The sequence below is a fragment of the Klebsiella sp. GW_Kp181 genome (assembly GCF_040062315.1).
GTDB classification, from domain to species: domain Bacteria; phylum Pseudomonadota; class Gammaproteobacteria; order Enterobacterales; family Enterobacteriaceae; genus Klebsiella; species Klebsiella oxytoca.
The window spans coordinates 1-13202 of sequence record NZ_JBEAFR010000055.1 but is presented as its reverse complement, the minus strand read 5'-3'; the positions used below and the strand labels follow the sequence as shown (position 1 = coordinate 13202).

The 13202-nt window shown below is 55.6% G+C and carries 13 protein-coding genes; 10 read left to right on the top strand and 3 right to left on the bottom strand.

Annotated elements, in window-relative coordinates; all coding sequences use genetic code 11:
• The first annotated feature begins 3 nt into the window (after positions 1-3).
• Both hflD and purB read left to right on the top strand, forming a co-directional pair.
• Positions 4-645 carry a high frequency lysogenization protein HflD gene (gene hflD, locus ABLV11_RS13185; RefSeq protein WP_004101185.1) on the top strand — a complete coding sequence of 214 codons (642 nt, stop codon included), beginning with the start codon at positions 4-6 and terminating at the stop codon, positions 643-645.
• A gap of 3 nt (positions 646-648) precedes the next feature.
• Entirely contained in the window at positions 649-2019 is a 1371-nt protein-coding gene (purB, locus tag ABLV11_RS13180; RefSeq protein WP_004101184.1) for an adenylosuccinate lyase, read from the top strand.
• 49 nt (positions 2020-2068) lie between these two features.
• Here purB and ABLV11_RS13175 read toward each other — a convergent pair whose 3' ends face one another.
• On the bottom strand, positions 2069-3283 hold the full coding sequence (locus tag ABLV11_RS13175; protein WP_348855345.1) for an MFS transporter: 1215 nt from the start codon (positions 3281-3283) through the stop codon (positions 2069-2071).
• 101 nt (positions 3284-3384) lie between these two features.
• Here ABLV11_RS13175 and ABLV11_RS13170 point away from each other — a divergent pair, with 101 nt between their 5' ends.
• The 4 genes from ABLV11_RS13170 (at position 3385) to ABLV11_RS13155 (ending at position 7261) form a co-directional block, all read left to right on the top strand.
• Entirely contained in the window at positions 3385-3831 is a 447-nt protein-coding gene (locus tag ABLV11_RS13170; protein WP_017146109.1) for a helix-turn-helix domain-containing protein, read from the top strand.
• 84 nt (positions 3832-3915) lie between these two features.
• The gene (gene phoP / locus ABLV11_RS13165) at positions 3916-4590 is read left to right on the top strand and encodes a two-component system response regulator PhoP (RefSeq protein ID WP_004101181.1); all 675 of its coding nucleotides are present in this window, start codon (positions 3916-3918) and stop codon (positions 4588-4590) included.
• The gene (phoQ, locus tag ABLV11_RS13160) at positions 4587-6053 is read left to right on the top strand and encodes a two-component system sensor histidine kinase PhoQ (RefSeq protein ID WP_004101180.1); all 1467 of its coding nucleotides are present in this window, start codon (positions 4587-4589) and stop codon (positions 6051-6053) included. The genes phoP and phoQ overlap by 4 nt, the downstream gene beginning before the upstream one ends.
• A gap of 86 nt (positions 6054-6139) precedes the next feature.
• A complete protein-coding gene (locus ABLV11_RS13155) occupies positions 6140-7261 on the top strand; it encodes a cupin domain-containing protein (protein ID WP_004101179.1) in 1122 nt (373 codons plus the stop codon).
• Between the two features lie 47 nt (positions 7262-7308).
• On the opposite strand, the gene pepT is transcribed toward ABLV11_RS13155, so the two are convergent.
• Complete coding sequence (pepT, locus tag ABLV11_RS13150; protein ID WP_004101177.1) at positions 7309-8538, bottom strand: peptidase T; 1230 nt, start codon at positions 8536-8538, stop codon at positions 7309-7311.
• 257 nt (positions 8539-8795) lie between these two features.
• Between pepT and potA the strand changes: the two genes are divergently transcribed.
• Genes potA through potD form a run of 4 tightly spaced genes read left to right on the top strand, consistent with a single transcriptional unit; the run spans position 8796 to position 12598 of the window.
• Complete coding sequence (gene potA, locus ABLV11_RS13145; RefSeq protein WP_023320723.1) at positions 8796-9932, top strand: spermidine/putrescine ABC transporter ATP-binding protein PotA; 1137 nt, start codon at positions 8796-8798, stop codon at positions 9930-9932.
• Positions 9916-10773, top strand: coding sequence for a spermidine/putrescine ABC transporter permease PotB (gene potB / locus ABLV11_RS13140; protein ID WP_126488934.1), 858 nt, complete (start codon positions 9916-9918; stop codon positions 10771-10773). Before potA ends, potB begins: the two co-directional genes overlap by 17 nt.
• Complete coding sequence (gene potC / locus ABLV11_RS13135) at positions 10770-11555, top strand: spermidine/putrescine ABC transporter permease PotC (RefSeq protein WP_004101171.1); 786 nt, start codon at positions 10770-10772, stop codon at positions 11553-11555. The genes potB and potC overlap by 4 nt, the downstream gene beginning before the upstream one ends.
• On the top strand, positions 11552-12598 hold the full coding sequence (potD, locus tag ABLV11_RS13130; protein ID WP_004101169.1) for a spermidine/putrescine ABC transporter substrate-binding protein PotD: 1047 nt from the start codon (positions 11552-11554) through the stop codon (positions 12596-12598). The genes potC and potD overlap by 4 nt, the downstream gene beginning before the upstream one ends.
• 50 nt (positions 12599-12648) lie before the next feature.
• Here potD and ABLV11_RS13125 read toward each other — a convergent pair whose 3' ends face one another.
• The gene (locus tag ABLV11_RS13125; protein WP_004101168.1) at positions 12649-12930 is read right to left on the bottom strand and encodes a hypothetical protein; all 282 of its coding nucleotides are present in this window, start codon (positions 12928-12930) and stop codon (positions 12649-12651) included.
• Between the last annotated feature and the right edge of the window lie 272 nt (positions 12931-13202).

Here is a 13202-nt window from a genome sequence, read left to right as displayed (position 1 = left end):
TGTGTGGCGAAGAATTATTATGACATTACGCTGGCGCTGGCCGGCGTTTGCCAGGCCGCGCGTCTGGTTCAGGAACTGGCGCACCAGGGGCACTGCGATAGCGACGCCCTGCATGTGTCGCTGAACAGCATCATCGATCTCGACCCGGAGTCTACGCTGGCGGTGTTCGGTGGTAGTGAAGCCAATCTTCGCCTCGGGCTGGAAACCCTCATTGGCGTGCTGAATACCAGCAGTCGCCAGGGGCTGAACGCCGAACTCACCCGCTATACTTTAAGCCTGATGGTGCTGGAACGTAAGCTTGCCGCCAGCAAGGGAGCCATGGATACCCTCGGCAACCGTATCGGCGGTCTGCGCCGTCAGCTTGAACATTTCGATCTGCAATCCGAGACGCTGCTTAGCGCAATGGCGGGCATCTATGTGGATGTTATTAGCCCGCTGGGCCCGCGTATTCAGGTCACCGGCTCTCCAGCCGTGCTGCAAAGCCCTCAGGTTCAGGCAAAGGTTCGCTCTGCCCTGCTGGCGGGTATTCGCTCTGCGGTGCTCTGGCACCAGGTCGGCGGCGGCCGTCTGCAGCTAATGTTTTCTCGTAATCGTCTGGTTAACCAGGCCAAACAAATTCTTGCTCATTTAACCCCGGAGTTGTGATCTATGGAATTATCCTCACTGACCGCCGTTTCCCCAGTCGACGGCCGCTACGGCGACAAAGTCAGCGCGCTGCGCGGTATCTTCAGCGAATTCGGTTTGCTGAAATTCCGCGTTCAGGTAGAAGTGCGTTGGTTGCAAAAACTGGCCGCGCACGCAGCGATCAAGGAAGTTCCTGCTTTTGCTGCCCACGCAAACGGTTACCTTGATAAAATCGTCGCCGATTTTAGCGTAGAAGATGCAGAGCGCATCAAAACTATCGAGCGCACCACCAACCACGACGTCAAAGCGGTTGAGTATTTCCTCAAGGAAAAAGTCGCCGACGTGGCTGAACTGCACGCGGTCTCCGAGTTTATCCACTTTGCCTGCACCTCCGAGGACATCAACAATCTGTCCCACGCGCTGATGCTGAAAACCGCTCGCGACGAAGTGATCCTGCCATACTGGCGCAAGCTCATCGACGCGGTGAAAGAGCTGGCGGTACAGTATCGCGATATCCCACTGCTTTCCCGTACTCACGGTCAGCCGGCTACGCCGTCCACCATGGGTAAAGAGATGGCCAACGTCGCTTACCGTATGGAGCGTCAGTATCGTCAGCTGAACCAGATCGAAATCCTTGGCAAAATCAACGGCGCGGTAGGTAACTATAACGCCCATATCGCTGCCTATCCGGAAGTTGACTGGCATCAGTTTAGCGAAGAGTTCGTGACTTCTCTGGGCATCCAGTGGAACCCGTACACCACCCAGATTGAGCCGCACGACTATATCGCCGAGCTGTTCGACTGCGTCGCCCGCTTCAATACCATCCTGATTGATTTCGACCGTGACGTGTGGGGCTACATCGCGCTCAATCATTTCAAGCAGAAAACCATTGCTGGCGAAATCGGCTCCTCAACCATGCCGCATAAAGTCAACCCGATCGACTTCGAGAACTCCGAAGGCAACCTCGGTCTGGCCAACGCGGTTATGCAGCATCTGGCAAGTAAACTGCCGGTTTCCCGCTGGCAGCGTGACCTGACCGACTCCACCGTGCTGCGCAACCTCGGCGTGGGCATCGGCTACGCGCTGATCGCCTATCAGTCAACCCTGAAAGGCGTGAGCAAGCTGGAGCTGAATCAAGACCGTCTGCTGGATGAGCTGGACCACAACTGGGAAGTTCTGGCCGAGCCGATCCAGACCGTCATGCGTCGCTACGGCATCGAGAAGCCGTACGAGAAGCTGAAAGAACTGACCCGCGGCAAGCGCGTCGATGCCGAAGGCATGCAGCAGTTTATTGACAGCCTGGCACTGCCGGAAGATGAAAAAGTTCGCCTCAAAGCCATGACCCCGGCTAACTACATCGGCCGCGCGACCACGATGGTTGACGAACTGAAGTAAGCCTTTCGACCCTCTTTCCGCCGGGAAAGAGGGTTATTTTTCCTCCCTCTCATCCGATCGTCGTCATCCCCCGGGTTATTAACCAGAATAGCAGCGCCAGCAGGCTAACTGATGCTCCCAGCAGGCAGAGGCCTTGCCATCCTGCGCTGGCATATACCGCAGTCGTACTTATCGCTCCCAGCGCGCTGCCGAGGGCATAAAACAGCATATACAAACCGACCAGTCTGCTGTGCGCCTCAGGACGGCTACGGAAAATCATGCTCTGATTAGTGACGTGCAGCGCCTGGCCGCCGAGATCCAGCATGACAATGCCAATCAGCAGCGCCGCTGGCGACCATGCCATCAGTGATAAAGGCCACCACGCCATCAGCAATATCACCAGGGCCGCGGCGCTGGTGCGCTGGGCATATCCGCGGTCGGCCCATTGACCAGCGCGACCTGCCGCCAGGGCGCCGATCGCGCCCACCAGGCCCAGGGCGCCAATCTCGGTATGAGAAAAGCTAAAGGGTGGCGCGCTTAACGGCAAAACTAACGCGCTCCAGAAGATATTGAACGCGGCAAACATTAGTAATGCCAGCATGCCTCGCACCTGCAGGTTTTTCTCCTGACGCAGCAGCGCCAGCATGGATATCAGCAGCTGAGGATAGCTCAGTGGGCGCGATGCAACCGCCAGTACCGGCAGACGACGCCACAGGGGAAGCGCGATGCCTAACATCAGCAAAGCGGCAAAGATATATACCCCACGCCAGCCGAATAGATCGCTGATGCTTCCCGAAAATACCCGCGCCAGCAGCAATCCAATAAAGACCCCGCTTTGCGCTGCGCCCACTACCCTGCCCTGTTCAGAGGGGGCGGCCGCGCTTGCGGCATAAGCAATCAACCCCTGCGTCATGGCGGTACCCAGCAGACCAACGGCAAGCATGCTGGCTAACAGCATTACTGTCGATGTTGCCAGACTGACGGCAAATAGCGCAGCGATCAGTAATATCACCTGCGTCGCCATCAGTCGGCGGCGATTCAGCCTGTCTCCCAGCGGTACCAGCAATAACAAAGCCAGCGCGCAGCCAAGCTGAGTTGCCGCGATCGCGCCACCGATCGCGGCGTGGCCGATCGCAAAATCGCGCGCCAGGGCATCAAGGAGCGGTTGTGCGTAATAAACATTTGCCACGCTCAGGCCGCTGGCGATAGCAAACAGCAGCACCAGACTACGCGGCATGACCGTTGGCGGCCCCTCTGGCGATGGCGATAATAATGTCGCTTTCATCCTTCCCCCCTGGAGCATTCTGGTTTCAAAACAAAACTCATTGCAGTCTGGAGCATGAAGTTTTAAAATGCAACTAGTTTGCCATCTCCTCAGGAGCGCCTGTGTCCTCATCAGAAAACAGGGAAAACACAACCTGCCCCGTCGCCCGAAGCGTGGATATTATCGGCGACCGCTGGTCGCTGTTGATTGTGCGCGATGCCTTTGATGGCACCAGTCGCTTCAGCGATTTCCAGCGAAGCCTTGGTATAGCGCGTAATATTCTCTCCGACCGTCTGCACAAATTGCTAAACTCGGGTATTCTCACTACCCAATCCGCCTCAGACGGCACGGCCTATCAGGAATACGTACTGACGGAAAAAGGCCAGCGCTTGTTCCCTGTCGTCGTTGCGCTACGCCAGTGGGGAGAGCAGCATCTCTTTGCCGATGGCGAACGCCACTCGGTACTGATCGATAAACGTACGCAGCGCCCGGTTCCCGTGATGACGCCGATGGCCGAGGACGGATTACCGTTGAATTTTCATGAGGCTAAGGTACAAAAAATTAAATAAAATTCTTTATTTAACAGCTGTTTATATTAAAGGTGTATAATTAGCGCTAAACTATTCAAATCATAAATAAAATGGAGAACGGGCATGCGCGTACTCGTGGTTGAGGATAACGCTCTGCTGCGCCATCACCTGAAAGTTCAGCTACAGGAGCTTGGCCATCAGGTAGATGCGGCGGAAGACGCAAAGGAAGCGGATTACTATCTGGGTGAACACGTTCCGGACATCGCCATTGTCGATCTTGGCCTGCCGGATGAAGACGGCCTCTCGCTGATTCGCCGCTGGCGCAGCCACGACGTATCGGTACCGGTTCTGGTCCTCACCGCGCGCGAAGGCTGGCAAGATAAAGTCGAGGTTCTGAGCGCCGGAGCGGATGACTACGTCACCAAGCCGTTTCACATCGAAGAGGTCGCCGCGCGTATGCAGGCGCTTCTGCGGCGCAACAGCGGCCTCGCATCGCAGGTGATCTCAATACCGCCATTCCAGGTAGATTTATCGCGTCGCGAGCTGTCGGTTAATGACCAGCCCATCAAGCTGACGGCGTTTGAATACACCATTATGGAAACCCTGATCCGTAACCGGGGCAAAGTAGTCAGCAAAGATTCATTGATGCTGCAGCTCTATCCCGACGCCGAGCTGCGCGAAAGCCATACTATCGATGTGCTGATGGGACGATTGCGTAAAAAAATCCAGGCTGAGTATCCGCAGGATGTGATTACCACCGTGCGCGGCCAGGGCTATCTGTTCGAACTGCGCGGATGAAAGGGCTGTTGCGGCATATTTTACCGCTATCGTTACGCGTCCGCTTTCTGCTGGCGACGGCCGCCGTGGTGCTGATCCTGTCGCTGTCTTATGGCATGGTCGCGCTGGTCGGCTATAGCGTAAGCTTTGATAAAACCACCTTCCGCCTGCTGCGCGGCGAGAGCAACCTGTTCTATATGCTGGCAAAGTGGGAAAACAACGCCATCGACGTTGATATTCCCGACAACCTCAATATGCAAAGTCCGACGGTGACGCTGATTTACGACGCTCACGGTCGGTTATTATGGGCGCAGCGCGATGTTCCCTGGCTGGTGAAGCGTATCCAACCGGAATGGCTCAAAAACAACGGCTTTCATGAAATTGAGGCCGACGTGGACAGCAGCAGCATGCTGCAGCACAACAATCATGAGATCCAACAGCAGCTGAATGCCATTCGGGAAGAGGACGACAGCTCCGAAATGACCCACTCGGTGGCGATCAATATCTATCCGGCCACCAGCACCATGCCGCAGCTCAGCATCGTGGTTGTCGACACCATACCGGTGGAGCTCAAGCGCTCGTATATGGTATGGAGTTGGTTTATCTACGTACTGGCGGCCAACCTGCTGCTGGTGATCCCGCTTTTGTGGGTGGCGGCATGGTGGAGTTTGCGCCCTATTGAATCGCTGGCCAAAGAGGTGCGCGAACTGGAGGAGCATCACCGTGAACTGCTCAATCCCAACACCACCCGGGAGCTTACGCGGCTGGTCAGCAACCTCAACCGCTTGCTGAAAAGCGAACGCGAGCGTTATGACAAATACCGCACTACCCTGACCGACCTGACCCATAGCCTGAAAACGCCTCTCGCAGTGATGCAGAGCACCTTACGCTCCATGCGCGGCGAGAAGCTCAGCGTCAACGAAGCAGAGCCGGTAATGCTGGAGCAGATTAGCCGTATCTCGCAGCAGATCGGCTACTACCTGCACCGTGCCAGCATGCGCAGCGGCGGGTCGCTGCTGAGTCGCGAGCTGCATCCCATCGCTCCGCTGCTCGATAGCCTGACCTCGGCGCTGAATAAAGTTTACCAGCGCAAAGGCGTGAATATTAGCCTGGATATTTCGCCGGAAATCAGTTTTGTCGGCGAAAAGAATGATTTTATGGAAGTGATGGGCAACGTGCTTGATAACGCCTGCAAATACTGTCTGGAATTTGTCGAAGTCTCCGTCCGTCAGACCAACGACAACCATTTACACATCCTCGTAGAGGATGATGGTCCCGGGATCCCCCACACGATGCGCAGCGCGGTATTCGATCGCGGCCAGCGCGCCGACACGCTGCGTCCCGGCCAGGGCGTGGGGCTCTCCGTCGCGCGAGATATCGTTGCCCAGTACGATGGTCGAATTCTCGCCGAAGAGAGCCTGCTCGGCGGCGCCTGCATGGAAGTTATTTTTGGCCGCCAGGCCCTGGAAGATAAAGAGAGCTAAAACAGTCGGTTTTTTAACGGCGCCTGCATCATGCTGGTGCCGCATCCGTTATAATCCCTGACAGACACCTGCTGTGGAATATAAATATGGATTATCAATTAACGCTTAACTGGCCCGACTTTATCGAACGCTACTGGCAAAAACGCCCGGTAGTGCTGAAACGGGGCTTTGCTAATTTCGTCGATCCGTTAAGCCCGGACGAGCTGGCCGGACTGGCGATGGAGAGCGAAGTCGACAGTCGCCTGGTCAGTCATCAGGACGGTAAATGGCAGGTCAGCCACGGTCCGTTTGAGAGCTACGACCATCTGAGCGAAAATAACTGGTCGCTGCTGGTACAGGCGGTCAATAACTGGCACCAGCCGACGGCGGCGCTGATGCACCCGTTCCGCGCCCTTCCCGACTGGCGCATTGACGATCTGATGATCTCGTTTTCCGTTCCGGGAGGCGGCGTCGGCCCGCATCTCGACCAATACGACGTGTTTATCATTCAGGGTACCGGTCGCCGCCGCTGGCGCGTGGGCGAAAAGGTGCCGATGAAGCAACATTGTCCGCACCCGGACCTGCTGCAGGTCGACCCGTTTGAAGCCATTATCGATGAAGAGATGGAGCCCGGCGATATTCTGTATATCCCGCCGGGGTTCCCGCACGAAGGCTACTCGCTGGAAAACTCGCTCAACTATTCGGTCGGCTACCGCGCGCCTAACGCCCGCGAGCTGTTCAGCGGCTTTGCCGATTATATTCTGCAGCGTGAACTCGGCAGCCAGCGCTACGCCGACCCGGACGTGCCGTCGCGCGAGCATCCTGCGGATATTCTGCCCGTCGAGCTGGACCGCCTGCGCGATATGATGCTGGGATTAATTAATCAGCCAGAGCACTTTAAGCAGTGGTTTGGCGAATTTATTACTCAGTCCCGCCACGAGCTGGACGTGGCGCCGCCGGAGCCGCCGTACCAGCCGGATGAGATTTACGATGCCCTGCAGCAGGGGGATAAGCTGACACGTCTCGGCGGCCTGCGCGTGCTGCGAATTGATGGTGAGGTGTTCGTCAATGGCGAGAAAATTAACTCTCCGCACCGCCCGGCGCTGGACGCGCTGGCAACCCACCTGACGCTCAATGCAGAGCATCTTGGCGATGCGCTGGAAGATCCCTCCTTCCTCGCCCTGCTGGCCGCGCTGGTCAACAGCGGCTACTGGTTCTTTGAGGACTAAGTCTTCGGTTCGCCCGGTAGCGGCTAACGCCTTACCGGGCCTGTACGTTACGCGCCTCGTTTTGCCGTTAGCTCGGCGATACGCACAATCACCTGCACCGCCTTCTCCATGCCTTCGAGCGTCACAAACTCATGCTTGCCGTGGTAGTTATAGCCGCCGGTAAACAGGTTCGGGCACGGCAGCCCCATAAAGGAGAGCTGGGCGCCGTCGGTACCGCCGCGAATCGGCTTCATCTGCGGATCGATTTGGCAATCCACCATCGCCTGACGGGCAATCTCCACCACGTGCGGATGCGCCATCACCTTCTCATGCATATTGTAATAGCTGTCTTCGATGACCAGCTCAATATAACAATCCGGATGCAGCCCTTTGCCGACCTTTTTGGCGATCTCCATCATTTTGCGCTTGCGGGCTTCAAACTGCTTACGGTCAAAGTCGCGGATGATGTAGTGCATGTCGGCGCGATCCACCGTGCCTTTGATACTGGCCAGATGATAGAAGCCCTCATAGCCTTCGGTGGTTTCCGGCGCTTCGTCAGCAGGCACCTCGGCATGGATACGCGCCGCCAGCGACAGAGCATTGACCATCACCCCTTTCGCGGTGCCGGGATGCACATTATTGCCCACGATCTTAATCGTAACCGACGCGGCGTTAAAATTCTCAAACTCCAGTTCGCCCACGCCGCCCCCGTCGACGGTATAGGCCCAGCGGGCATCAAACGCGGCGACATCAAAATGCTTCGCCCCTTTGCCCACCTCTTCGTCTGGCGTAAAGGCCACGCGGATATCGCCGTGGGGAATCTCCTTCGCCTTCAACGTCGCCAGCGCGGTCATGATCTCCGCGATACCGGCTTTATCATCGGCGCCGAGCAGCGTTTTACCATCGGTGGTAATCAGCGTCTGCCCCAGCAGCTGGTGCAGTACCGGGAACATCACCGGCGAAAGCACCTCATCGCCAATACCGAGTGCGATATCACCGCCGCGATAGTTTTCTACGATCTGCGGATTGACGTTCTTGCCGCTGAAGTCAGGCGACGTGTCGACGTGGGAAATAAAGCCAATCGCCGGAATATCGCCCGCAACGTTAGCTGGCAGGGTGCCCATGACCGTCCCTTTTTCACTCAGCGTCACGTTCACGAGTCCCATTTCTTCAAGCTGCGCCTGAAGCAGCCGTAACAGCTTCCACTGTCCTTCCGTGCTCGGTACCTGCCGCACGCCAGGCTTCGACTGCGTGTCCAAAGAAACGTACTGCAAAAAACGCTCAAGCAATTTATCCATGTAGCCACCCTCTTCTTTTGTGACAACATTATTGATAAGCCGGAAAAGACAAATATTGCGTCAGGTCATTTTTAGCCCGGCAAATGAGAATTTAATACATTTCGAACGATAATGTTGTAAAGGTAGCTCATCATGGCGCATCAATCATTGGCGATTACAGGCGTTTGCCGTAGAATGCTCGGCCTTATTATTTTATGTGCAAACCCAAAGGTGGTTAACCACAAACCCCGCATCGGTAAGCTTTCCGCTGCGTCTACATGGGACAGAGTCAAAAATTGAATATACAACCGCGTTCGCGTTCTCCGCTGGTTCAGCTGACGGAAATTCGCAAAAGCTTTGATGGTAAAACGGTAATCTCCGGCCTCAATCTGACCATCAACAACGGTGAGTTTCTCACCCTGCTTGGCCCCTCTGGCTGCGGTAAAACAACCGTTCTTCGTCTTATCGCCGGACTGGAAACCGTCGATAGCGGCCGAATCCATCTCGAAGATCAAGATATCACCCATATTCCGGCGGAAAACCGCCACGTGAACACCGTCTTTCAAAGCTATGCGCTCTTTCCGCACATGACGGTGTTTGAGAACGTCGCCTTCGGCCTGCGCATGCAGAAAACCCCGCCGGCGGAAATCGCTCCCCGCGTCCACGACGCCCTGCGAATGGTGCAGCTTGAAGAGTTCGCCCAGCGCAAACCGCATCAGCTTTCCGGCGGACAGCAGCAGCGCGTGGCGATTGCCCGCGCGGTGGTTAACAAACCGCGCCTGCTGCTGCTGGATGAATCCCTCTCAGCGCTCGATTATAAACTGCGTAAACAGATGCAGAACGAGCTGAAGGCGCTGCAGCGTAAACTCGGCATCACCTTCGTCTTCGTCACCCACGATCAGGAAGAGGCGCTGACCATGTCCGACCGTATCGTGGTGATGCGCGATGGCAAAATCGAGCAGGACGGCACGCCACGCGAAATCTATGAAGAGCCGAAAAACCTGTTTGTCGCCAGCTTTATTGGCGAAATCAACATCTTCAACGCCACGGTCATCGAGCGGATTGACGAGCAGCGGGTGCGTGCCAGCGTAGAAGGCCGCGAATGCAATATCTACGTCAACTTCGCCGTTGAAAAAGGCCAGCGGCTCAACGTGCTGCTGCGCCCGGAAGACCTGCGCGTTGATGAGATCCACCACAGTAATGAAGCCGATGGCCTGATAGGCTATATCCGCGAACGCAACTATAAAGGAATGACGCTGGAATCGGTGGTCGAACTGGAAAACGGCAAAATGGTCATGGTCAGCGAATTCTTCAATGAAGACGACCCTGATTTTGACCACTCTCTCGACCAGAAAATGGCCATTAACTGGGTAGAAAGCTGGGAGGTTGTGCTGGCCGATGAAGAACACCAGTAAATTCCAGAATGTGGTGATTGCCACCATCGTGGGTTGGCTTGTGCTGTTTGTCTTTCTGCCCAACCTGATGATTATCGCCACCAGCTTTCTGACCCGCGACGATACCAACTTCGTCAAGCTGGTCTTTTCGCTGGATAACTACGCGCGCCTGCTCGATCCGCTCTACTACGACGTGCTGCTGCATTCGTTGAATATGGCGTTCATGGCGACCCTGGCCTGTCTGGCGCTTGGCTACCCTTTCGCCTGGTTTCTGGCAAGGCTGCCGGAGAAGGTACGCCCGCTGATGCTGTTTCTGCTGATTGTGCCGTTCTGGACCAATTCGCTGATTCGTATCTACGGACTGAAAATTTTCCTCAGCACCAAGGGCTATCTGAACGAATTTTTACTATGGCTGGGCGTCATCGATACGCCGCTGCGCATCATGTATACGCCATCGGCGGTCATTATCGGCCTGGTCTATATTCTGCTGCCGTTTATGGTGATGCCGCTCTACTCCAGCATCGAAAAGCTCGATCGTCCGCTGCTGGAAGCGGCGAAAGATCTCGGCGCCAATAAACTACAAACCTTTATCCGCATCATCATTCCGCTGACCATGCCGGGCATTATTGCCGGCTGCCTGCTGGTGATGCTTCCGGCAATGGGGCTGTTCTACGTGTCTGACCTGATGGGCGGCGCGAAAAACCTACTGATTGGTAACGTCATTAAGAGCCAGTTCCTCAACATCCGCGACTGGCCGTTCGGTGCGGCGACCAGCATTACGCTAACGCTGGTGATGGGCCTGATGCTGCTGATTTACTGGCGCGCAGCGCGTTTACTGAATAAAAAGGTGGAGCTGGAATGATCGGTCGACTGCTGCGCGGCGGCTTTATGACCGCTATTTACGCGTATCTCTACATTCCCATTATTATCCTGATCGTTAACTCGTTTAACAGTTCGCGCTTCGGCATTAACTGGCAGGGTTTTACCACCAACTGGTATAGCCTGCTGATGAATAACGACAGTCTGCTGCAGGCAGCACAGCACTCACTGACCATGGCGGTGCTGTCGGCGACTTTCGCTACGCTTATCGGATCGCTGACCGCCGTCGCGCTGTACCGCTATCGCTTTCGCGGCAAGCCGTTCGTCAGCGGAATGCTGTTTGTAGTGATGATGTCCCCGGATATCGTGATGGCGATTTCGCTGCTGGTGCTGTTTATGCTGATCGGTATTCAGCTGGGATTCTGGTCGCTGCTGTTTTCCCACATCACCTTTTGCCTGCCCTTCGTGGTGGTCACGGTGTTTTCGCGCCTGAAAGGTTTTGACGTGCGGATGCTGGAAGCAGCGAAAGATCTCGGCGCCAGCGAAATGACGATTCTGCGAAAGATCATTTTGCCGCTGGCGCTGCCCGCCGTGGCTGCAGGGTGGCTGCTGAGCTTCACCCTGTCGATGGATGATGTGGTGGTCTCTTCGTTTGTAACCGGGCCGGGCTATGAGATCCTGCCGCTGAAGATCTATTCGATGGTCAAAGTTGGGGTATCGCCAGAGGTCAATGCGTTGGCGACGATTCTGTTGGTTCTGTCGCTGGTGATGGTCATTGCCAGCCAGATAATTGCACGTGATAAAACTCAGGGGACGTTAAAATGAAAAAATGGTCACGCCACCTGCTCGCTGCGGGCGCTCTGGCAATCGGGATGAGCGCCGCGCACGCGGACGATAGCAAAACGCTCTATTTCTACAACTGGACCGAATATGTCCCGCCGGGGTTGCTGGAGCAATTCACCAAAGAGACCGGCATCAAGGTGATCTATTCGACCTACGAGTCGAACGAAACCATGTATGCCAAGCTCAAAACCTATAAAGACGGCGCTTATGACCTGGTGGTACCTTCCACCTACTTCGTCGACAAAATGCGTAAAGAGGGCATGCTGCAGAAGATCGATAAGAGCAAGCTGAGCAACTTCGGCAATCTCGATCCTGAAATGCTCAATAAACCGTTCGACCCGAATAACGATTACTCGATTCCGTACATCTGGGGCGCGACGGCCATCGGAATCAATAGCGATGAGATCGATCCGAAAACCGTTACCAGCTGGGCGGATCTATGGAAGCCAGAGTATAAGAGCAGCCTGCTGCTGACCGACGACGCGCGCGAAGTGTTCCAGGTCGCGCTGCGTAAACTGGGCTACTCCGGCAATACTACCGATCCGAAAGAGATTGAAGCGGCCTATAACGAGCTGAAAAAACTGATGCCGAACGTCGCGGCGTTCAACTCCGATAACCCGGCGAACCCGTATATGGAAGGCGAGGTAAATCTCGGCATGGTGTGGAATGGCTCCGCGTGGGTTGCGCGTCAGGCCGGTACGCCGCTGGAAGTCGTGTGGCCAAAAGAAGGCGGCATCTTCTGGATGGATAGCCTGTCGATTCCGGCCAATGCCAAAAACGTCGACGGCGCGCTGAAGCTGATCAACTTCCTGCTGCGCCCGGAAGTGGCCAAACAGGTTGCAGAAACTATCGGTTACCCGACGCCAAACCTGGCCGCGCGTAAAATGCTGAGCCCGGAGGTCGCCAATGATAAATCACTCTATCCGGACGCCGCGACGATTCAGAAAGGCGAATGGCAGAACGATGTCGGCAGCGCCAGCACGCTTTATGAAGAGTATTATCAGAAGCTAAAAGCGGGTCGTTAATCATCTCACAGGCCGGGTAGCATTACCCGGCCTCTTCGGGAGGACCGCCGCTAGCTTCTCAGCGGATGTATTCTCGACTTTATTAGCGCTTCCTCAACGTCAAAATCGGCCAGCGAATAGTTGGTCGCCACCAGATAAAATCGCCCATCCTGCGCCGGATATTCATGTACTTTGTAGTTCGCCATTTTCGGCTGCGCAGCAGAAGCGTCGCCCCTGCCGGAACCGGCGGCGTATTTCGAACGGACTCGCAGAGAGTGGCTTTTAATATCCCGATGGATTTCGCCGTGATGCTCGTCGCCGAGGATCAGGTAGTCAACATACTCAGTGGCCATGGTGTTATTCCTTCTCTGTTGTCCGAGTTAAGAAACATGCCACAAATGTCTGTCTGATACTGTTTTGTTAATCACAACGTTACATATATGTGAAATAGACAATCCACATTATAACGGCCCTCCCACCAGACAGCGATGAGGGGCCGGATTTTAACGGTCGAAAATAACAACAGTGCTTTTACTCTGGCAACCGCGTTGTCTACGGTGAAGCCAGATTCTTTTCCCGCTGGCGGTGCCGCGCACCGGTCCGGACTACCCGACCGCGCTGGCCC